The organism is Rhodococcus sp. OS5 (assembly GCF_056837585.1).
The window spans coordinates 4,419,431-4,441,343 of record NZ_CM166368.1 but is presented as its reverse complement, the minus strand read 5'-3'; the positions used below and the strand labels follow the sequence as shown (position 1 = coordinate 4,441,343).

17 protein-coding genes are annotated in these 21,913 nt (G+C 62.8%); 6 read left to right on the top strand and 11 right to left on the bottom strand.

Going from position 1 to position 21,913, the window contains the following annotated elements; all coding sequences use genetic code 11:
* Position 1 precedes the first annotated feature (1 nt).
* Positions 2-448, bottom strand: a complete 447-nt coding sequence (locus ACVZUB_RS20500) for an SRPBCC family protein (protein ID WP_007736117.1) — start codon at positions 446-448, stop codon at positions 2-4.
* Positions 449-582: 134 nt separating this feature from the next.
* Positions 583-1,653, bottom strand: a complete 1,071-nt coding sequence (locus ACVZUB_RS20495) for a magnesium and cobalt transport protein CorA (RefSeq protein ID WP_064112521.1) — start codon at positions 1,651-1,653, stop codon at positions 583-585.
* Between the two features lie 169 nt (positions 1,654-1,822).
* Between ACVZUB_RS20495 and ACVZUB_RS20490 the strand changes: the two genes are divergently transcribed.
* From ACVZUB_RS20490 to ACVZUB_RS20475, 4 genes are all read left to right on the top strand, one after another.
* Positions 1,823-2,677: a PHP domain-containing protein gene (locus ACVZUB_RS20490; RefSeq protein WP_007736119.1), complete on the top strand. Its 855-nt coding sequence runs from the start codon at positions 1,823-1,825 to the stop codon at positions 2,675-2,677.
* A complete protein-coding gene (locus tag ACVZUB_RS20485) occupies positions 2,674-3,288 on the top strand; it encodes a MarC family protein (RefSeq protein ID WP_164490628.1) in 615 nt (204 codons plus the stop codon). Before ACVZUB_RS20490 ends, ACVZUB_RS20485 begins: the two co-directional genes overlap by 4 nt.
* 3 nt (positions 3,289-3,291) lie before the next feature.
* Positions 3,292-3,684 (top strand): hypothetical protein, encoded by a 393-nt coding sequence (locus tag ACVZUB_RS20480; RefSeq protein WP_007736120.1) that lies wholly within the window; start codon positions 3,292-3,294, stop codon positions 3,682-3,684.
* Between the two features lie 406 nt (positions 3,685-4,090).
* Complete coding sequence (locus tag ACVZUB_RS20475; protein WP_003945072.1) at positions 4,091-5,284, top strand: NAD(P)-dependent malic enzyme; 1,194 nt, start codon at positions 4,091-4,093, stop codon at positions 5,282-5,284.
* A 73-nt stretch (positions 5,285-5,357) separates the two neighbouring features.
* Here the strand turns inward: ACVZUB_RS20475 and ACVZUB_RS20470 are convergent, their stop codons facing one another.
* Genes ACVZUB_RS20470 through ACVZUB_RS20455 form a run of 4 tightly spaced genes read right to left on the bottom strand, consistent with a single transcriptional unit; the run spans position 5,358 to position 8,820 of the window.
* A complete protein-coding gene (locus ACVZUB_RS20470) occupies positions 5,358-6,047 on the bottom strand; it encodes an ABC transporter permease (RefSeq protein WP_003945081.1) in 690 nt (229 codons plus the stop codon).
* Positions 6,044-6,727, bottom strand: coding sequence for an ABC transporter permease (locus ACVZUB_RS20465; protein WP_007736121.1), 684 nt, complete (start codon positions 6,725-6,727; stop codon positions 6,044-6,046). The genes ACVZUB_RS20470 and ACVZUB_RS20465 overlap by 4 nt, the downstream gene beginning before the upstream one ends.
* A 4-nt stretch (positions 6,728-6,731) precedes the next feature.
* Positions 6,732-7,877 carry an ABC transporter ATP-binding protein gene (locus ACVZUB_RS20460; protein WP_003945084.1) on the bottom strand — a complete coding sequence of 382 codons (1,146 nt, stop codon included), beginning with the start codon at positions 7,875-7,877 and terminating at the stop codon, positions 6,732-6,734.
* A gap of 4 nt (positions 7,878-7,881) precedes the next feature.
* Positions 7,882-8,820 (bottom strand): ABC transporter substrate-binding protein, encoded by a 939-nt coding sequence (locus ACVZUB_RS20455; RefSeq protein WP_003945094.1) that lies wholly within the window; start codon positions 8,818-8,820, stop codon positions 7,882-7,884.
* A 203-nt stretch (positions 8,821-9,023) separates the two neighbouring features.
* Here ACVZUB_RS20455 and ACVZUB_RS20450 point away from each other — a divergent pair, with 203 nt between their 5' ends.
* Positions 9,024-9,908, top strand: a complete 885-nt coding sequence (locus tag ACVZUB_RS20450) for an ABC transporter substrate-binding protein (protein ID WP_007736124.1) — start codon at positions 9,024-9,026, stop codon at positions 9,906-9,908.
* A 51-nt stretch (positions 9,909-9,959) separates the two neighbouring features.
* Here ACVZUB_RS20450 and ACVZUB_RS20445 read toward each other — a convergent pair whose 3' ends face one another.
* The 3 genes from ACVZUB_RS20445 to ACVZUB_RS20435 all read right to left on the bottom strand — a co-directional run bounded on the left by ACVZUB_RS20445 (position 9,960) and on the right by ACVZUB_RS20435 (position 13,366).
* A complete protein-coding gene (locus ACVZUB_RS20445) occupies positions 9,960-10,901 on the bottom strand; it encodes an alpha/beta hydrolase fold domain-containing protein (protein ID WP_482627708.1) in 942 nt (313 codons plus the stop codon).
* Positions 10,902-10,964: 63 nt separating this feature from the next.
* Positions 10,965-11,795, bottom strand: a complete 831-nt coding sequence (locus ACVZUB_RS20440; RefSeq protein WP_007736128.1) for an SDR family NAD(P)-dependent oxidoreductase — start codon at positions 11,793-11,795, stop codon at positions 10,965-10,967.
* Positions 11,792-13,366, bottom strand: a complete 1,575-nt coding sequence (locus ACVZUB_RS20435) for a flavin-containing monooxygenase (RefSeq protein ID WP_003945071.1) — start codon at positions 13,364-13,366, stop codon at positions 11,792-11,794. Before ACVZUB_RS20435 ends, ACVZUB_RS20440 begins: the two co-directional genes overlap by 4 nt.
* A 71-nt stretch (positions 13,367-13,437) precedes the next feature.
* On the opposite strand from ACVZUB_RS20435, the gene ACVZUB_RS20430 reads away from it, so the two are divergent.
* Entirely contained in the window at positions 13,438-14,067 is a 630-nt protein-coding gene (locus ACVZUB_RS20430) for a TetR/AcrR family transcriptional regulator (protein ID WP_007736130.1), read from the top strand.
* Positions 14,068-14,139: 72 nt separating this feature from the next.
* On the opposite strand, the gene ACVZUB_RS20425 is transcribed toward ACVZUB_RS20430, so the two are convergent.
* A complete protein-coding gene (locus ACVZUB_RS20425) occupies positions 14,140-17,901 on the bottom strand; it encodes a multifunctional oxoglutarate decarboxylase/oxoglutarate dehydrogenase thiamine pyrophosphate-binding subunit/dihydrolipoyllysine-residue succinyltransferase subunit (RefSeq protein WP_037126710.1) in 3,762 nt (1,253 codons plus the stop codon).
* A 175-nt stretch (positions 17,902-18,076) separates the two neighbouring features.
* Positions 18,077-21,886 (bottom strand): ABC transporter ATP-binding protein, encoded by a 3,810-nt coding sequence (locus ACVZUB_RS20420; protein WP_482627707.1) that lies wholly within the window; start codon positions 21,884-21,886, stop codon positions 18,077-18,079.
* Positions 21,887-21,913 lie beyond the last annotated feature (27 nt).

The following is a 21,913-nucleotide window of genomic DNA, read 5'->3' as shown; positions in this document are numbered from 1 at the left end:
ATCATTCGGCGTGCACGAGGATGTCCGCCAAGTTCTCGAGACTTACCCGAACCGTCCGTGAAAATGCTTTCGTGACGATCGGGTCGGCCATCTTGCCGAATACTCCTCCCAGGCCGCTTTCGCTGTCGAGTCGGTAGGTGACCCGAGTGCCGTCACCGACTTCTTCGCAGGTCGTGGTCTGCGAGAAGCTGACCGGACTTTCGACGGACGTCGATTTCGACGATCTCGGTGGGTCGTACTCGGTGAATTCGGATGTCCACTCGAGACGCTTGCCCAGGATTCGCGAGACACCGTGCCAGCGGCTTCCCACGCCCATCGGGCCGTCGGTGATCTGTTTGCACTCGACCATCGAATTCTCCCAGTTGGGCCAGTTCTCGGCGACGGCGATGTACTCCCAGACGTCCTTGGGTGGCAACGCGATCTCCACGGATTGCTCGACTGTAGGCATGGTTGCTCCTCCACTTCTCCTTGGATCTGAATTTGCTTGTCGCAAAATGGATTTCGGGAACGGAATGAAAATGCGTACCCATATCCATTGTCCGCCTGCGACGGTGGCAAGTACAGGGAGTCAGCGTGCGAGGTTCACAGCCAGTTGTTGCGACGGAAGAGAAAGAACAAGCCGACACACACCGACGCGATGAGGAACAGGATGGACTGATAGCCGTACTTGTAACCGAGTTCCGGCATGTTCTCGAAGTTCATCCCGTAGATACCGGCAACGCCGGTCGGCACGGCGGCGATAGCGACCCACGCGGAGATCTTGCGCATGTCGGTGTTTTGCTGCACCGCGATCTTCGCGAGTGCGGCGTCGACCAGCGAACTCAACACCTCGTCGTATTCCGAGATACGTTCGGCCACGATCGTGTGGTGATCTCGTACGTCACGGAAGTATCGCCGGATCTCCTTCGGGACGAGGCCGCCCGCGGGCTGGGTCAGCTGGAGCAGTGGCAATCCGAGTGGAGTGACCGAGCGTCGTAGTTCGACGATTTCACGTTTGAGCAGGTAGATGTGCTCGACGGCAACGGTGTTCCGCGGGTTGAACACCAACTCTTCCATGCTGTCGACGTCCTGTTCGACGAGTTGGATGACGGAGAGATAGCTGTCGACGACGTGGTCGGTGATCGCGTGCAACACCGCGAACGGGCCCATGGTGAGGCGCTCGGGGTTCTCCTCGAGTGACTTGCGCACGCTTGCCAGTTCGGAGTGATCCCCGTGCCGGACGGTCACTACGAAGTCGGGGCCGACGAACACCATGATCTCGCCGGTTTCGACGATCTCGCTCGCCGTCGCGACGGACTCGTGCGGTACGTAGACGACCGTGCGCAGCACCAGGAACATGACGTCGTCGTAGCGTTCGAGTTTCGGGCGCTCGTGTGCATGGACGGCATCCTCGACCATCAGCTCGTGGAGTCCGAAAGTTGCTGCGACATCTTGCATCTGACCTTCGTCGGGAGCGTGCATGCCCACCCAGACGAACGCGTTGTCGCGACTACGAACCTCGGCCAACGCAGCGCGGTGCGTGTACTTGCCCGGCAACCGCACGCCGTCCACGTAGACCGCGCAGTCGACGATCGCGCGGGCTGCCGGAACGGGGATCTTGGGCGCATCGGCTTGCGTCGATTTGCCGTTCGACCAATTCGGCAGTGACGGCATGGTTGGCACGCTCGCTCCTTCTCGGTCTGTAATGCAGTGGAACGGCAGGGGAACGGCACTACAGCGACACCTGATCGAATTGCGCTGCCGCTGCGGCGTAATCGTACGTCAGCTTCCGGCTCGCCCACCGGAGCGCGATGAAGTTGCCGATTGCTGACACACTGGAACAGTGCGAATAGATCTTCACACCCACTCCAACGCATCGGACGGCACCGACACCCCGGCTGCCCTCATGCGCGCCGCAGCCGACGCCGGACTCGACGTCGTCGCCATCACCGATCACGACACGACTTCGGGCTGGGCCGAGGCGGCGCAGGCCTTGCCGGCCGGCGTCAGCCTGGTTCGTGGGATGGAGATGTCGTGCGAAGGTCGAGGTGAGCGTGGTTGGCCGGTCGCTGTACATCTGCTTGCGTACCTGTTCGATCCGACGCACCCCGAATTCGCAAAAGAACGTGAGCGACTGCGCGCCGAACGCGTCGAACGTATCCGGGTGATGACGACCATGATGGCGCGTGACGGTCTGCCCGTCGATCCCGATCAGATCCTCGCCGACGCCGGTCCGTCCGTCGGACGCCCGCACGTCGCAGCGGCCTTGATGCGAGCGGGAGTGGTGTCGAGCATCAGTGAGGCTTTCTCCGACCTGTTGTCCAGTCGAGGGCGATACGACGTTCCCAAGTACGACACTCCGCTCGAGTACGCCGTCGAACTGGTGGCAGCGGCCGGGGGAGTAACTGTCCTTGCGCATGGACGGGCGCGTTCGCGCGGCGGATTGCTTGCGCTCGACCACATCCGTGATCTGGCCGAGCTGGGTCTCGGGGGTCTCGAAGTCGATCACCCGGACCATCGCAGCGACGATCGTGACGTCCTGCGCCGCCTGGCTGTCGACCTCGGTTTGGCAGTCACCGGATCCTCTGACTACCACGGCGAGAACAAGACGATCGGACTCGGCGACGAGCTCACGGACGAGGCCGAGTTCGACAAACTCGTCTCGGCTGCCACCGGCGTGGAGGTACTGGGGCGCTGATGCTCGACACCACGCTCTACCTCACCGTGTTCATCACGCTGTTCGTGATCATGGACCCGCCCGGAGTCATCCCGGTGTTCTTGTCACTGGTCGGCCGCAAAAGCCGTGAAGATCGCAACCGAGCGGCATGGCAGGCCCCCGCCGTCTCCCTGGCGGTCATCTCGGTCTTTGCCATCGGCGGTCAGGCGATCCTCAACTACCTCCACATCGGCATTCCGGCGTTGCAGGGCGCCGGCGGATTGCTGCTGCTTCTCATCGCACTCGAACTGCTGACCGGAAAGGCCTCCAACCGTCCGCAGGGAGCCGACGACGTCAACGTCGCACTCGTTCCTCTGGGAACGCCGATGATGGCCGGTCCCGGTGCGATAGCGGCCGTCATCGTCTTTGTCGCCCAGGCCGACGGTGAAGCGGCGTCGTATCTGGCGATCGCGTTGGCGATTCTGTCCATCCACCTCGTGCTGTTCGTGGTCCTGCGCTTCTCGACCGCACTGATCCGGATACTGGGCGAGGGTGGCATCAGTCTGCTGGCACGCATCGCCGGTCTTCTGCTCGCCGCCATCGCGGTTCAACTCATTGCGGAATCAGTCCGCGGATTCGTCGCGGGAGCGTAAGAGATGACATACGACGACAGGTACGACCGGAACGACAGGTACGAGGACGACTACCAGTACCAGGAATATCAGGACTATCAGTACGAAGACGATTACGACTATCCCGCCGACAAACGACAATGGCTGCTGGTCCGCGCTCTACGCGCCCTGAGTGGCACCGTGGCGGCCGGAATCGTGGTCTTGACACTCGTGATCATCGGTTCGGCATATCTGGGCGGCAACCGCGGATTCCCGGGTCCGGGAACAACGTCGATCACCGCGCACATTGCGGCCTCGGTGGTTGCTCTCGCCGCGCAGATCTGGTGCGACCGCAGGCGGGGTATCGCGGCGGTTGCCGGATCGGTGGTCGTGCTCGTGGTGGCAGGGCTGTTGTTGGTGACGCAGTGGTGGGGATGACTGGGTGGGGATGACACGGTGGGGATGACACGGTGGGGATGACGGCTCGGGTTCGAGTGTGGTGAGGAATCCGACCGCTTGGAGGATTTGATTGTGATCCGACTCTGGTGGCAAACTGGAGTTACTTCGAGGCGGCGCCACAGCCCGGCCCCGAAGTGCAGGTTTCGTCAGAATTTCTCCCGAAACCTAGATTGCATGGATACGCCAGGGCTCACCCGCCCCACACCATGACGCTTCGGATGTATTGCGGCCCACTTTCTCGCGCACGCCGAATGCTCTTCTTCTCAGTAGTCGTTCGCGGAAGAAATGATCTCTGACCGTTGTGAACGTAGTTTCGCAGCGGTCCGAAGGATTACTTCCCAGTAACCCAGCCCCGCTTGAGGCTGGACTAATCAGGAGTGTCATCGTGTCCCTCGTGACTGAAGCCATCAACGTACCCAAGGTCGAGTTGACCGACGAAGAAATCTTTGCCGCTCACGTCGGTGGCAAGCTCTCGGTCGAGACCACAGCACCGCTCGATACGCAGCGGGCCCTCTCGATCGCCTACACGCCGGGTGTTGCTCAGGTGAGCCGCGCCATCGCTGCAGACGAAACCCTCGCCGATCGATACACGTGGACCAACCGACTCGTCGTCGTGGTCAGCGACGGCACCGCTGTTCTCGGACTCGGCGACATCGGCCCCCGCGCGTCGCTGCCCGTCATGGAGGGCAAGTCGGCGCTGTTCAAGAACTTTGCCGGACTGAACTCCATTCCGCTGGTTCTCGACACCAAGGATCCCGACGAGATCGTCGAGACACTCATCCGACTGCGTCCGAGCTTCGGCGCGGTCAACCTCGAGGACATCTCGGCGCCGCGTTGCTTCGAGATCGAGAAGCGCGTCATCGAAGCTCTCGACTGCCCCGTCATGCACGACGATCAGCACGGAACCGCCATCGTGGTCCTCGCGGCACTCAAGGGCGCCGTGAAGGTCCAGAGCCGCGACATCACCACACTCAAGGTCGTCATCTCCGGCGCCGGCGCTGCGGGTGTTGCCTGCGCGAACATCCTGCTCGCCGCCGGAATCAGCGACGTCATCGTGCTGGACTCGAAGGGCATCATCTCGGGTGAGCGCAGCGACCTCAACGACGTGAAGGCAGAACTCGCGGCCCGCACAAATCCCCGTGACCTGCATGGTGGTGCCATCGAGGCTCTCGAAGGTGCTGACGTGTTCCTCGGTGTCTCGGCGGGCAAGATCCCCGAGGAGCTCATCGCTTCGATGGCTCCCGAGTCGATCGTGTTCGCACTTTCCAACCCGGACCCGGAGATTCACCCCGAAACCGCGTCGAAGTACGCGGCGATCGTGGCGACGGGCCGTAGTGATTTCCCGAACCAGATCAACAACGTTCTCGCCTTCCCCGGTGTCTTCAAGGGCGCGCTCGACGCCGGCGCCCGTCGCATCACCGAAGGTATGAAGCTCGCTGCCGCCGAGGCAATCCTGTCGGTGGTCGGCGACGAGTTGGCGGCGGACAAAATCGTCCCCAGCCCACTCGACCCTCGCGTGGCACCCGCAGTAGCGGAAGCCGTCGCGGCCGCAGCGCATGCTGAGGGCGTGACCAGCTAAGAGGGACTACGAAAGCCCCGATCGGAACCCGCACACAAGGTTCCGATCGGGGCTTTTTCGTGTGTACCGAGAGCTACAGACGAGTGAGGTCGGGTGTTCGGCGTAGCCTGCCGGTCCCGGGAACCGATGCCCAGACCACCAGCGCCAGTAAGCCGTCCACGACGAGAGCCACAACCGCGACCAGGATTGCGCCGACGACCACTCGGTCGTACTTGTAGAGCGCGAGACCGTCGAAGATGTACCGGCCGAGGCCGCCGAGGTTGACGTAGGCGGCGACCGTTGCCGTGGCAATCACCTGCAGTGTCGCGTTACGCAGTCCGCCGAGAATCAATGGCAGCGCATTGGGTATCTCGACGCGGAAGAGCACTTGGAGTTCGGTCATACCCATTGCCCGTGCGGCCTCGACGACGCCGCGGTCGACGCTGGCGATTCCGGCGTACGTGCCGGCGAGTAGTGGGGGAATACCAAGAATGACGAGGGCGAGAATCGGCGGCATCACTCCCAGACCCATGAGAAGAACGAGGAAGGTCAGCAGGCCGAGAGTGGGCAGTGACCGCAGTGCGTTGACCAGACTGACGACCACGATCTCACCGCGACGCAGATGGCCGATGAGTAATCCGATGGGCACCGCGATCACAGCCGAAAGTGCCACGGCCAGAACGCTGTACCAGAGGTGCTGGAGGATGCGGGTGCCGATTCCGGTGTCGCCGCTCCAATTTCCGGGATCGACGATGAAGTCCCAGGCCCCGGTGAAGATGCTCATACGGGTTCCCCCTCGGCTGACAGGACGGCGGGAACCTTCGACGAGGTCGACGTTCTGGTCCACGGGGTCAGGAATCGGCCGATCAGATACAGGATCAGATCGAGCGCCAGTGCCAGCACGACGATCGCGATGATGCCCGCAACGATCTGGTCGGGATAGTCGCGGTCGTAGCCTTGTTTGAACAGGACTCCAAGCCCGCCGATTCCGATCAGAGATCCGACTGACACCAGCGAAATATTGGTAACGGCAATAACTCTGATGTTCGCGATCATCACCGGCAGCGCCAATGGCAACTCGACCGTCAGAGCGCGTCGTAGCGGTGTGAAACCGACGGCGGTGGAGGCGTCGATGACGTTGTCCGGCACCGAGTCGAGTGCTTCGGGTACTGCCCGGATGAGCAGTGCCGTCGCATACACGCTGAGTGCGATCACGACGTTGAGAGGATCAAGGGTCTTGAGTCCGAACAACTGGGGGATGGTGACGAACAGCGCGAGCGACGGAATCGTGAACGCAATGCTCGCCAGGGTCAACGTGATTCGGCGCAGCCATCTGACGTTGCGGATCGCTGTTCCGACCGGAACGGCAATCAGGAGACCGATCAGCAAAGGAAGCAGTGCCAGATACAGATGGGTCTTCGAGTAATCCACGACCGTCGAGAAATTGTCGATGAGCCAGCGCATGCCGCTACGACCCGAATCCCTCGGTGAAGGCGACGCGGTTGCGTTCCTCGTCCTCGCGTCGACGCTGATCTGCCAATTTCGCCACGACTTCGGAACCGAGGATCCCGCCGATGACCGCGCCCTCGCCGTCGACGGCAACGCCGATACCGGAAGGCGACGAGATTGCCGCATCGAGGGCTTGGCGGAGATCGCCGCCGGGGGAGAACAGCGAACCACCGGCAGACGTCGACTGAGCAAGGGTTCGTCCCGAGCGCAGGCCTTCGACGCCGGTCACGTCGATCCATCCCTGCGGAGTTCCGTTGTCCGTGACCACGAGAACCCATTCGCCCAATTCGAGACGCAGAGCCTTCAATTCGTTCTCGACGGCCGTGCGTACAGGGTGCAACGGAACCTCGTCGGCAGCGCGGAACGACAATCCCCGATAGCCGCGATCGCGTCCGACGAATCCGGCGACAAAATCCGTTGCCGGTGCGGCCAACACGTCGCGAGGTGCCGCAACCTGCTGAAGCCGCCCGCCGGGACCGAAGACGGCAATGTGATCACCGAGTTTGACTGCCTCGTCGATGTCGTGGGTGACAAAGACGATCGTCTTCTTCAGTTCGCTTTGAAGACGGAGCATTTCGGTCTGCAGATCCTCACGCACCACCGGGTCGACGGCGCTGAAGGGCTCGTCCATCAACAGGATCGGCGGATCGGCAGCCAATGCTCGCGCAACTCCCACACGTTGTTGCTGCCCACCCGAGAGTTGCCCGGGATAGCGGGTGGCAAGGGAGATGTCCAGACCGACTCGTTCGAGTACCCCCAACGCGGCTTTGCGCGCTGCGCGGCGGGACTCACCGCGCAGTACCGGAACTGTTGCGACGTTGTCGATCACGGTGCGATGCGGAAGCAAGCCGGCGTTCTGGATGACGTACCCGATGCCGAGACGCAGCTTCACCGCGTCGGTCTGGGCGATGTCACGACCGTCGACGAAGATCTTGCCCGACGTCGGTGTGATCATCCGGTTGATCATGCGCATCGACGTCGTCTTGCCGCACCCGGACGGCCCCACGAACACCGTGAACGACTCGGCCTCGATGGTGAGATCGAGACGGTCGACGGCGGTGGTGCCGTCCGGATACTGCTTGGTGACGCCCTCGAAGGTGATCACGTGACTACGAGACCGGCTTGTCGAGGCCCTGCGCCGTCACCCACGCCTTGGCCGCCGCTGCCGGCTCCGTCTTGGTGTCGCCGGACACCTGGACGTTGAGTGCCAACAACTCTTCGGTGGTGAGCTTGGCGGACACCGCATCGAGGACTGTCTTCAACTTGTCGGAAGACTTCGACGCGCGCAGCACCGGCACCACGTTCTGAGCCGGGAAATTGTTCTTCGGGTCTTCGAGAACCACGAAGTTGTTCTCCGGGATGGAGGCCGACGTCGTGAAGATGTTTGCCGCGGTGATGTCACCGGAGGAGAGAGCCTTCACGGTTGCCGGTCCACCGCCGTCGGCGATCGGAACGAAGTTGGCTGCCGAGATGTCGAGGCCGTAATTGGACTTCAAACCGGGCAATCCGGCTGGACGTTCCTGGAACTCGGCCGGAGCACCGAACTTGACCTCGGCGGAATGCGGAGCCAGATCGGCGATCGTCTTCAGGTTCCACTTGTCAGCGGTTTCCTTCGTGACGACGACGGCGTCCTTGTCCTCGGCGGATGCAGGCGTCGCAATTGCCAATTCCGACCCGAGAGCTGCGGGAAGAGCAGCGAGGACGTCAGCGGAGCTGGTGGCCGTGCTGTCGGGATCCAAGTACTGCAGGAGATTTCCCGTGTAATCCGGAATGACACTGATGGACCCGTCCTTGAGTGCCGGAATGTACGCCTCGCGGCTGCCGACGTTGAACGACGTGGACACATCGAACCCGTTGACACGCAGTGCTTCGGCGTAGATGTTGGCGATCGTCTCGGATTCGGTGAAGTTGGCGGAGCCGACGACGATCGCGTTGGGATCGCTGTTGGAGTCACCGTCGCTGCTACCGCACGCTGTCAGTGCAGTCAGAGAGACAACGGTTGCCGCGGCTACGAGCCAACGGTTGGAACGAAATCGTGAGGTGCGCATGAGCGTCCTTCCGGTTTTTCGGGCGTCCCGTGTTTCGGGCGTCGGAAACCATTCCCTTGTGGCGAAGCCACCCGAGTGACTTCGACGGCGCCGCCACCGAGTGGCTGCGTCAGGACTGGTTACCGCGCATCGCCCGACAAGTGTAACGATAGGTACCGACATGGCACGGTTTTCGATCCATGGGATTGGATGTGAGGATTTCGGTGAAGAGCACACGCACGAAGTATTCGACTGTTGTTGCAGCACTGATGGTCCTGCCGATTCTCAGCGGATGCGCAAACGGTGATTCGGTGGTAGAGGGTGCCGAAGCGGAGTCTCGTGACCAGATCGTGGTGGCTGCTGACGCATCGGTGGAGAGTTCGGTGTTGGCCGAGGTGTATTCGACGGTGCTCTCCTCCTCCGGCCTGTCGGCTCGCGTCGAATCGGTGGGTGGTGGCCGAAACCAATCACTCGAGGCTCTGGACGCAGCGCGAGTCACTTTGGTGCCCGAGTTCACCGGCGCGCTGCTCGATCACTACGACCCGTCATCCCCGGCCCGCAAGGCCGACGACGTCTTCGAAGCCTTGAGTCGCTCTCTGCCGGAAGGTCTTTCGGTCTCCGACTATGCGATGGCCGAAGATCGTGCGGTCCTCGCACTCGACACCGGATACGCACAGTCGTTGGGAGCGAAGACGATAGAAGCCTTTGCTCCTTCGTGTGCCGCGGCGACGCCGCTCGTCTCCGCGAGATTCGTCGAGGACGGGGCAGTGGAACAGTTGGCCGAGGGCGCCGAGTGTGTCTTCGCCGGTGTCGATCAGGCAACGCCGGCAGACGTACCCGGTGCACAAGTATTCGGAACCACGACGCTGTCGGCGTTGGCACAATCCGATGCCGTCACAGTGCTCGCTGATTCGAATCACGTTCTGGCTGCGCAGAATGTCGTTCCGCTCTTTCGAGCGGGCGCACTGGGAGATTCGGCTGTCAAGGCGCTCAGCGTCGTTGCCGGTGAACTGTCCACCACCGATCTCGCCGCAATGATCGAGCAGGTGCGGACCGGCAAGGCGTCAGCCTCGGAAGTCGCCCGCACCTGGTGGGACACCCGTCAGTGACATGGACGGAGTGGGCCACCCGTCAGTGACATGGACGGAGTGGGCCACCCGTCAGTGACTGTTCGAGCCCACTGCTGAACTCGAATCATCCTTGGCACGAATCAGTTTCGATGCGATGAACTGGCCGAGGTCGGAAACGGCGTCTGCTGCTTCCTTCACCAGTGACGCCTGTGCGTGAGCCACGTGCCAGAGTCTTGCGTACTCGACCAGGGACACATCGACGCCGGCAGCGGCGAGCTTGTCGGTGAAGGTCATGATCTGCGGGTAAAGGACTTCCTCGGAACCGACGTGAATCCTGGTGGGTGGCAACCCGTCGAGCTTGCCGTGCATCGGTGCGTAGCCGGGATCAGTACGGTCGACTCCGGCAAGGTAGGCGTCGGCGGCGTCGAAGGACCACGCTGTGTTGACCACCAGGTCGGCCTTTTTGGTGGCACCCCGATCGCCGGGATCGACCCACGGTGAGATCAGGGCAAGCGCGCCGGGGGTCACGCCGTGACGCTCGATCAGACGAATAGCGGTCGCCGCGGCCAGGCCGCCACCGGCCGAATCGCCGGCGATGGCAACGCGGTCTTCCGAATAGTCGAACTCGGTGACCAACTGCATGAAGGCCGAGACCGCGTCGTCGAGAGCGGCGGGATACGGATTCTCCGGCGCGAGACGGTAGTCCAAGGTGAAGACCGCACTGGACGACTCACGGGCGAGATGAGCTGCGAGAGAACGGTGTGTGGACAGCGAACCGAGCGTGTACGCCCCGCCATGCAGGTAGAGAACTGCGGTGGGGTGCTCGGTTGCGCCGACGGTGATCTTCTCTGCCGGTCGGCAAGCCAGCTCCAGCGGGCGCACGACGGCGCCCGCTGGAACCTGCTGTAGCGGTGCCCCGGCCTCGAGCAACAGACGTTGAATCCGATACGGCAGCCGCGAGTTGAAAGCCAGACGGAAGTACGGCTTCAACAAGAATGCGACCACGGGCAGCGGAAGGGTGAACGTGCTCACCGGCAGGGCTCCTGACTCTTTGTGCGAACTGCGCTGTGAAACGAACTGCGCTGTGAAACGAACTCAGCTGGACTTGGGCATCATTCGGCCGGCGACGATCGCGACGATGCGCTGGTAGCCCGATCCTACGAGGCGAACCCAGGCGTCGAGTGCGATTGCGTCCATCCCGATGAGAACTCGCGGCTTGCTCTTGCGAACGCCGTTGACGATCGTCTTGGCGGCATCTTCCGGAGTGGTGCGCGCGAGCTTGCGGTCGAAGAACTCGGAGAAGACCGCAAGATCTTCACCCGGGCCTGCGGTGGCGTTGCGTGCGATGGCGGTCTTGATTCCGCCCGGGTGCACACAGGTCACCTTCACCGGGTGCTTGGCGATCAGCATTTCCTGGCGAAGCGACTCGGTGAAACCGCGAACGGCGAACTTGGCCGAGTTGTATGCGCTCTGACCCGGCATCGACAGCAGACCGAAGAGGCTCGACACGTTCACGATGTGCCCGTCGCCGGAGGCGATGACGTGGGGGAGGAATGCCTTGGTGCCGTTGACAACTCCCCAGAAGTCGACGTCCATGACACGTTCGAAGTCCTTGAATTCGGACTTCTCGAAAGTGCCGTGGTAGGCGATTCCGGCGTTGTTGTAGATCTGGTTGACCTTGCCGAAGTGGGCGACAACCGCGTCGGCGTACTCGAGAACCGCTTCGCGCTGGGTGACGTCGAGATGGTCCGACTTCACCTCGGCGCCGATGGCTTCCACCAGACGCGTTGTCTCGGCGAGCCCGATGGTGTCCACGTCGGAGATCGCCAACTTGGCGCCCTGGCCGGCCAGGTTCAGTGCTAGTGCGCGACCGATGCCCGATCCCGCTCCGGTGATGACTACGACCTTGCCTGCAAAATCACTCATTGTGCTACTGCCTTCTCGTCGTCGAGGTCGATCTGTGAAGTGGTCGCGGTGCCGACGGCGCCGAGATCCGAGGTGGCGACGCTGCGGTATGCCGCGAGGTCGAAATGCTTGGTGGCGTTGCGGAACTGGAAGGTGAAGCCAGGCCACAGGGTGGTGTTGTTTCCGTGCTTGTCCATGTACCAGCTGGCGCAACCGCCGTTGTTCCACACGCTCTTGGACATAGCTGCCTGCAGGTCCTTGTTGTACTTGTCCTGCTTGTCCTTGCGCACCTCGATGGTGCCGATGTCGTACTTGTCGATGGTGGCGATCGCGTCGACCAGGTAGTTGATCTGCGACTCGATCATGAAGACCATCGACGAATGTCCGAGGCCGGTGTTGGGTCCGACGAGGAAGAACATGTTGGGGAAGTTGGCAACTGCCGCGCCCTTGTATCCCTGCATGCCGGTCTCTTCGAAGACCTCGGCGAGCGAGCGTCCGTCCTTGCCGAAGATTCCCGCGAAGGTGGGGGAGTCGGTGACGTGGAATCCGGTCGCCACGACGATGGCATCGATCTCACGGGTGGTGCCGGTCTTCGAGACGATCCCGTTGGCGGTGACCTCCTCGATGCCTTCGGTCACCAGGTCGACATTGTCTTGGGCGAGGGTGGGGAAGTAGTTGTTCGAGATCAGCATGCGCTTGCAGCCGATCTGGAAGTTGGGCATGACCTTCTTGCGAAGATCCTTGTCCTTGATCTGGGCCTTCAGGTGACGCTCGGCGGCGAACTGCAACGGCTTCATGAAGACCGGCGCCTTGGCCAGGCCGACGACCTGCGTCTCTCGCATCCAGTAGATACCGGTGCGGCACAACTTCTGGAAGCCGGGGAGGTACTTGAACGCGAGGTGCTCGATCTTGGTGTACTCGCGGTCTGCGCGGGGCAGGATCCACGGCGCCGTGCGCTGGTACACGTCGAGATGCGAGACCTTCTTGCCGATGGCCGGCACGATCTGGATGGCCGAGGCGCCGGTTCCGATGACGGCCACACGCTTGCCGGTCAGATCGGCGTCGTGGTTCCAACGCGAGGAGTGGAAGATCTCGCCCTTGAAGCCGTCGATGCCCTTGATGTCCGGAAGTGAAGGCTCACACAATGCGCCGACGGCCGAGACGACGATCTTTGCGACGAATTCGCCCTTGTTGGTGCTGACGTGCCACCGAGCAGACGCCTCGTCCCAGCGTGCGGAGAGAACATCGCAGTCGAAGATGTGCTTGTCGAGCACCTTGTGGCGGTTGGCCACCGACTGGATGTACTTGTAGATCTCGGGCTGAGTGGAGAAGGAGCGCGTCCACTCCGGATTGAGTGCAAAAGAGTACGAGTACAAATGCGACGGCACGTCACACGCGGCGCCCGGGTAGCTGTTGTCACGCCAGGTCCCGCCGACGTCGTTGCCGCGCTCGAGAACGACGTAGTCGGTGATGCCGGCCTGTGCCAGTTTGATCGCCGCACCGAGACCGGCGAAACCACTGCCGATGATCAGTGTGCCGACGTGGCGAGTATCCGCGGCAGGTGCTGAGGTATCTGTAACTGGAAGACTCATGTAGGGAACGATATGCCTTTATTGAGTCACGGTCAATAGCTTATTGACGAATATTCAGTAGTCTGTTGGGCATGGACGCAGTAAAGCGAACGCGGCTCGACCCTGCGCAACGCCGAGCGCAACTCATCGACCTCGGGGCGCGGATGCTGGCCGAACGGCCGCTCGAACAGATTTCCGTCGAGGACATCGCCGATCAGGCTGGTGTCTCGCGGGGGCTTCTGTTCCACTACTTCGCGTCGAAAAGCGAGTTCCATCTGGCGATCGTCCGACACAGCAGTGAACAGATGCTCCAGCGCACCGAGCCGAGCGAGTCGGACGATCCGATGCTCACCCTCCGCTCGGTGCTGGCGTCGTACGTCGACTACGTGACCGAGAACCGCAATACCTACGTCTCGCTGCTCCGGGGGACCGCCAGCGGGGATCCGCAGATGCGTGAGGTGTTCGAGCAGACTCGCGACATCATGGCCAAGAGAACCCTCGATCAGCTCCCGAAGATCGGCCTGACTCGAACACCTCAGGTGGAGTTGGCCGTTCGCGGTTGGATCGCGTTTGTCGAGGAAGCCACCATCAGTTGGCTCCGCGCGCCCGCCATCACCCGCGAGGAACTGATCGACCTGACGGTTCAGTCGTTGCCCGCGTTGGCGCTGGCCGCCGTCGGCTTCGATGCCGGGCCGGATCTGGGTCTGCTGCAATCGAATTGACGTGAACGCAGAAAGGCCGGGCCCCACACTCCTTGCGGAATGTGGGGCCCGGCCCTTGTCAAATTACTGAGATCAGTTGGTCGGCAGGAACGCCTCGTCCAAGATCTCCTGCTGCTCCACCGCGTGGACCTTGCTCGATCCCGAAGAGGGAGCGGACATCGGACGACGCGAGATGCGCTTGATACCGGTCAAGGTCTCCGGCAGAAGGTCCGGCAGAGCCAGCCCGAGGAACGGCCACGCACCCTGGTTTGCGGGCTCTTCCTGGACCCAACGGAACTGATCCGCATTCGGGTAACGGTCCAGGGTCTCCTTGAGGCGACGCTTCGGCACGGGGTAGAGCTGCTCCATGCGCACGATGGCGATGTCGTCACGCTCGTCTTTGTGCTTCTTCGCCAGGAGTTCCCAGTACAGCTTGCCGCTGACCAGCAGAACCCGCTTGACCGATTCGCGTGCGCTTTCGCCGCTCTCGTATGCCGGCTCCTCGAAGACCGAACGGAACTTGCCCGTCGTGAAGTCCTCGACGTTGCTGACGGCAGCCTTGTTACGCAGCATCGACTTGGGCGTGAAAACCACCAGCGGACGGCGGATGCCGTCGAGGTGATGGCGACGCAGCAGGTGGAAGTAGCTGGCCGGAGTCGACGGAACCGCAACGGTCATCGAGCCTTCTGCACACAGCTGAAGGAAACGCTCGATGCGGCCGGAGGTGTGGTCCGGACCCTGACCTTCGTGACCGTGCGGCAGGAGCAGCACGACGTCGGAGAGCTGACCCCACTTGGCCTCACCCGAAGATATGAACTCGTCGATGATGGTCTGCGCGCCGTTGACGAAGTCACCGAACTGCGCTTCCCACAGGACCAGAGCGTCGGGGTTACCGACCGAGTAGCCGTACTCGAAGCCCAGACCTGCGTACTCGGTGAGTGCGGAGTCGTAAACCATGAACTTGCCGCCGTTTTCGGCGTCGGCAGCGATCTTGGCGATCGGGCTGTACTCGTTGCCGGTCTTGCGGTCGATGAGGACCGAGTGACGCTGCGTGAACGTTCCTCGCTTGGAGTCCTGACCCGCGAGGCGGATCAAGGCACCCTGCTCGGCCAACGAGCCGAACGCGAGCAATTCTGCGAACGCCCAGTCGACATGTCCCTCACGGGCCATCTCGCGGCGCTTCTCGGCAACCGGCTTGACGCGCGGGTGAACGGTGAAGCCCTCGGGGACGTTGACGAACGCGTCTCCGATGCGCTCGAGAACCTCGGGAGCGACAGCCGTGGTCAGGCGAGCCGGGGGAGTCTGGTCGAGTTCGACGGACTCGGACGGTTCGGGCTGGAACTTCTCGAGTTCACGGACCTCGTTGAAGACCCGTTCGAGCTGGCCCTGGTAGTCGCGAAGTGCGTCTTCGGCTTCCTTGAGCGAGATGTCACCGCGGCCGATAAGGGACTCGGTGTAGCTCTTACGAACGCTGCGCTTGGTGTCGATGACGTCGTACATGGCCGGCTGGGTCATCGACGGGTCGTCGCCCTCGTTGTGACCGCGACGGCGGTAGCAGATGAGGTCGATGACAACGTCCTTGCCGAACTTCTCACGGAAGTCGACGGCCAGCTGAGCAACCCAGACGCAAGCCTCGGGGTCGTCGCCGTTGACGTGGAAGACCGGTGCGGCGATCATCTTCGCGACGTCGGTGCAGTACTCGGACGAGCGTGAATGTTCCGGAGCGGTGGTGAAGCCGACCTGGTTGTTCACAACGATGTGCACGGTGCCACCGGTGCGGTAACCGCGAAGCAGCGAGAGGTTGAGCGTCTCGGCGACAACGCCCTGACCGGCGAATGCAGCGTCACCGTGCAGCATGAGCGGCAGGACGGTGAAGCCTTCTTCACCCTTGTCGAGGATGTCCTGCTTGGCGCGGACCAGGCCTTCGAGAACCGGGTCGACGGCCTCGAGGTGCGACGGGTTTGCGGTCAAGGAGACAGCGATGTCGTTGTCACCGAACATCTGGATGTACGTTCCGCTGGCACCCAAGTGGTACTTCACGTCGCCGGAGCCGTGAGCGGCTGCCGGGTTCATGTTGCCCTCGAACTCCGTGAAGATCTTGGAGTACGGCTTGCCGACGATGTTGGCAAGCACGTTGAGACGGCCACGGTGCGGCATGCCGATGACGACCTCGTCGAGCTGGTGCTCGGCGGCCTGGTCGATCACGGCGTCCATCATCGGGATGACGGCTTCGGCGCCTTCGAGCGAGAAGCGCTTCTGGCCGACGTACTTGGTCTGCAGGAACGTCTCGAAGGCCTCGGCGGCGTTGAGCTTGCTCAGGATGTACTTCTGCTGAGCGACCGAAGGCTTGGCGTGATGGCCCTCGACGCGGTCCTGGATCCACTGACGCTGATCCGTCTCGAGGATGTGCGTGTACTCGACGCCGACGTGGCGGCAGTACGCGTCGCGCAGCACGCTCAACACGTCGCGCAGCTTCATCTTCTCTTGGCCGTGGAAGCCGCCGACCTTGAACTCACGGTCCAGATCCCACAGCGTCAGGCCGTGGCTGATGACGTCGAGGTCGGGGTGGCTGTGGAACTTGTCCTTGACGAACTGCAACGGGTCCGTGTCGGCCATGAGGTGGCCGCGGTCACGGTATGCAGCGATCAGTTCGAGAACGCGGGTGTTCTTGTCGACAGCGCCTTCCGGCACGTCCTTGCGCCACCGCACCGGCTCGTACGGGTTGCCGAGCGCGTGGAAGATCTCGTCGTAGAACTCGTCGCTGATCAGCAGGTTGTGGATCGTGCGCAGGAAATCGCCCGACTCGGCACCCTGGATGATGCGGTGATCGTAGGTCGAGGTGAGAGTCATCAACTTGCCGACGCCCATCTCGGCCAGCTTCTCGTCGCTGGCGCCCTGGAACTCGGCGGGGTATTCCATCGCGCCGGCACCGATGATGGCGCCCTGGCCCTTCATCAGGCGAGGAACGGAGTGAACCGTGCCGATACCGCCCGGGTTGGTCAGCGAAATGGTGACGCCGGTGAAGTCTTCGCCGGTGAGCTTGCCTTCACGGGCGCGTCGGACGATGTCCTCGTATGCCGCGTGGAACTGGACGAAGTTCATCGACTCGGTGTTCCGGATGGCGGCAACTACCAGTGAGCGGTTGCCGTCCTTTCCGGGAAGGTCGATCGCGAGTCCGAGATTGGTGTGCTCGGGCGTGACCGCGTTCGGCTTGCCGTCGATTTCGGCGAAGTGCCGGTTCATGTTGGGGAACGCGTTGACTGCCTGGACGATCGCGTAACCCAAGAGGTGGGTGAACGAGATCTTGCCGCCGCGGGTACGCGCGAGGTGGTTGTTGATGACGATGCGGTTGTCGAACATCAGCTTCGCGGGGATGGCACGCACGCTGGTTGCAGTCGGGATCTCGAGCGAGAGCGACATGTTCTTGACGACTGCGGCTGCGGCGCCGCGGAGAACCTTGGTTTCCTCGGCTCCGCCGGCAGGGGCGGGCTTCGCAGTAGCGGCCGCGGGCTTGGCTGCTGCGGGCTGGGCCGGGGCGGCCTTGGCGGCGGGCGCTGCCGTCTTCGCGGGGGCCGGAGCGGCAGCCTTGGCAGCCGGCGCAGGAGGTGCGGTCTTGGGGGCGGGAGGCGTGGCCTTGGGAGCAGCAGGCGGAGCTACAACAGCGGCGGGTGCAGCCGCGTTGCCGTTCGAGGCAGTCCCGTTTCCACCTCCCGTGTTCGCCGAGTCCGGCGAGTAATCGGTCAAGAATTCGTGCCAACTGGGATCCACGGACGACGGATCGTCCTGGAAGCGTTGGTACATCTCGTCAACCAGCCACTGGTTCTGTCCGAATTGGGATGTAGAACTGCTGCTCACGGCAGGTGTTCGCCTCGTTTCTATTTCGGTACCCGATCAGAGCGCCTATATACATGAGATTAGCCCGAGCGTGTGACGAGCAATTGTGCGGCACACAATTTGTGAGCTGTCTCACGGAAGTCCGTGATCTTGCGATCGCGCACTACCTCTCGGCGGTACAAATCCGTGCCGACTGTCACGCGACGGGGTTGCCTTCGATGACAGTTCTCGACGTCAGATTATTCCCCTCACGCGCCTGCGATGCATCCCAGAGTCCCGAGTAGTGACCACCGGCATACCGCAGAACATCGTGCGGGCCGTATTCAACGATACGTCCCCGGTCAACTACGACAACGAGGTCCGCTCGGGCAGCTGTCGCGAGGCGGTGAGCTACGACGACGGAAGTCCGTTTCCGGGTGACCGACCGACTTGCTTCGAGCACCATTCGTTCGGTCGCGGGATCGAGCGTCGCGGTCGCCTCGTCGAGGAGCAGAAGGTCCGGGTCGACGAGTTCGGCACGGGCCAATGCGATCAGTTGGCGTTGGCCCGCCGAGAGCCCCTGGCCGCGCTCGCTGACGGGATGATTCATGCCTCCACGCATGTCGGCTATCGAATTCAGTGCGCCGACGGAACGTGCCGCTTCCTCGATCTCCGCGTGCGACGCCGACGGCCTGCCGTACGCGATGTTGTCGGCGACCGTGCCGGTGAACAGATGGGCTTCTTGTGGGACCACGCCGAGGCGACGTCGGTACTGCGAGAGGTGGAAGTTCCGGATGTCGGTTCCGTCCACGTCGACCGATCCGGACGTCGGGTCGTAGAAGCGGGCGAGCAACTTCACGACCGTCGACTTCCCGGCACCGGTTCGGCCGACCAGAGCGACGGTCGTGCCCGGCGGGATTTGCAGATCGAAATCGGAGAGGGCGTCGACGTCCGCACCCGAGTACCGGAACCCGACCCCGTCGAGATGGACGGCGCCGTCGAGTCGTCCGGAGATCGCGATCAAATCCTCGCTGTCGGCAGTCTCGATCGAACTGCGAGTGCGCAGCAGGTCGCCGATTCGTTGCAATCCGACGTTTGCCTGTTGGTAACCATCGAACACTTGTGAGAGTTGCTGAATCGGTCCGAACAGCAGACCGAGGTAGAGCACGAACGCGATCAGTACGCCGGGCGAAGTCGATCCGTTGGCGATCTGGTGCGCACCGACGAACACGACCGCGGCCAACGCGAGGTCGGACAGGAACGAAATGAAAGGGAAGTAGATCGAAATGGCTCGCTGCGACCGCATCCGCGATCGGCGGTAGCTCTCGGAGCGTTCTGCGAACCTACGCGCCGCACCTTCTTCGCGGCGGTAGGCCTGAGCTGCTCGCAGACCGGCGATGTTCTCCTGGAAGTCGGCATTGACGAGCGAGATCCGTTCGCGGGACTGGCTGTAGGCAACCGAGGAGATCTTGCGGAAGATCACGGTCGCAACCACGAGCGGTGGGATGACGGCCAGCGCCACCAGGCCGAGCGTCACGTCGGTCGCCAGGAGGGCGATCGAAATTCCGCCGACGGTCAGGACGCTCACGATCGCCGTCGACATACCGGTTTGGATGAACGACGAGAGCGCGTCGACGTCGGTGGTCATACGCGTCATGATGCGGCCGGACAATTCCCGTTCGTAGTAGTCCAGACCCAGGCGCTGCAAGTGTGCATAGCTGCGGACGCGGAGCCCGAACAGCACGCGTTCACCGGCTCGGGCCGTGAGCACCGTCATGACCGCCACGATGACCCAGTCTGCGGCGACCAGGAGCGCGCCGAACGCCGTCGCGATCCAGAGTGTGGTGCTGTCTGCGGTCACGACTCCGTGGTCGATCGCATATCTGACGAGGGAGGGAAATGCGATCGCCGCGGCGGAGTCCAGGGCAAGGCACACGACAACCGCCAGTAGAACCCAGCGGACCGGCCTCAAGATCTGTCGGAGTGAGAACTGTGGATTCGATTCGCGCAGGCTCTCAGGAGCAATTCCGGGGTCTTCGCGTGCGGGTGGGAGAGCGTCGACTGCTGCCCGCAGAGACGGAGTCACCGCGATTCCGCTGAGCGCTCCGGCCATCGGTCCGCCGGCACTCTGCGCCGAAGCGGTAGTGCTGTTGGCTTCGGATTCCGGAGCCTGCGGCCACAGCTGCTCGGCTGTGGGCTCGCGGCGTTGATGTCCGAAAGCGTCAGGGCCGGCCTCGTCGATTTCGGCGGATAGTTCCGGCGGCGAGGAGAACAGGGCGCGAAAGAGCGGACATCGCGCTTCCAGCTCGTCCACGGTTCCGGAGTCGATGATCCGTCCGCCGTCGAGAACCGCGACGCGATCTGCCAGCGTCAAGGTGGATCGCCGGTGCGCGAGGATCAGCGTGGTTTGCCGTCGTCTGGCCCGGAACGCGTCGAAGATCGCAGCCTCGGTTGCCGCATCGACCGCGGAGGTGGCGTCGTCGAGGACCAAAATCCGCGGGTCGACGAGGAGGGCTCGGGCAAGCGCGATGCGCTGACGCTGGCCGCCCGACAGCGTCAGACCTCGTTCACCGACAACGGTGTCGTATCCGTCCGGGAGTGCCTCGATGAAGGTGTCTGCCTGTGCCAATGCAGCTGCGGCGCGGATGTCCTCGTCGGAGGCGTCCTCGCGCCCCAGTGCGATGTTGGCGGCGATGGTGTCCGAGAACAGGAAAGGTTCGTCGAAGACCAGGCTGACGGCGGCACGAAGCTGTTCTGTGCGCAGTTCGCCGATGGGGAACGTCTCGCCCGCGGTATCGACGGTCACTACACCCGAAGTCGGGGCGTAGAACCGGGGGAGAAGCAAGGACAACGCGGTCTTGCCTGACGCGGCCGGCCCCACGACGGCGACGGTCTCGCCCGGTTCTATGCGGAGGTTCAGCCCGGTCAGGACGTCGCGTTCGGTGTCGAACCCGAATGCGACGTTTTCGAAAGTGACGCCGAGCGGACCGTCGGGCAGGTCCACCGGATGGTCAGGATCGGCGATGTCCGGCTGAGCGTTGATGACGTCGTAGACACGCTCGACAGCGGCGCGCGCAAGCTGCGCCATGACGATGACCGACGACAGAGTTCGGGTGACGCCGGTCATCGTCACGATGTAGGTGGCGAACGCGAGAAACGTTCCCACGGTGATCTTGTCGTGCAGTGCGAGATACCCGCCGAGAGCGATCACTCCCACCTGCCCGAGCTGGGGCAAGGCGGCCATGGTCGGCGCGAATTTCGCGTTCAACCACGCGGCGCGAAGACGCTCCGAATACAACGTGCGGCTGTGCTTTTCGAGTTGGTCGACGGCTCGTTGTTCCTGCCCGAATCCCTTGACGACGCGCACGCCCGTGACGGTTTCCTCGACATGTTGGGCGAGGTCGGCGGCCCGCTGCTGCGCGGACCATGTTGCGGCGAAGAGCATCGGTCGCATCAGGAACACCACCAGCCCTACTGCGGGGATGACGGCGACAGCGACGAGAGTCAACAGCGGCGAGAGCCACGCCATGATGCCGATCGCGAGCACGAATTGCAGGAGCGCACCCGCGGACATCGGCACCATCGCGAGCAAACCCTGGACGAGTTGTAAATCGGTGATGGACCGGGATACCACCTGGCCTGTGCGGATCTGATCCTGCCCGCGTCCGTCGAGGCGTTGCAGCGAGCCGAGCAAGGCGAGCCGCAAGTCGTGTTGAACATCGAGCGAGAGTCGGCCGGCAAGCATCCGTCGGCCGTACTGGCACGCGAAGCGGACGACCGCGAGCAGCGCGATCGCCAGCGCGACGAACCCGATCACCTTGCCTGGGTTCTCCTGGCTTGCGGCGTCGAGCGCATAGCGGGTCAGAAGAGGAAACGAGATGTCGATCGCCGAAGCGATGACGGTCACCAGAAGCGCGCCGATGGCAACTCTTCGGTGCAACCAGCATGCGTGCGCCAAGCGGCGGATCCAGCCCGGAGCTCGATCGACCTCTCCAGCTACCGGACTGTCCGTGTTGATCGTGTTCATCGAGATCCACGGTAGACCCGGCCCCAG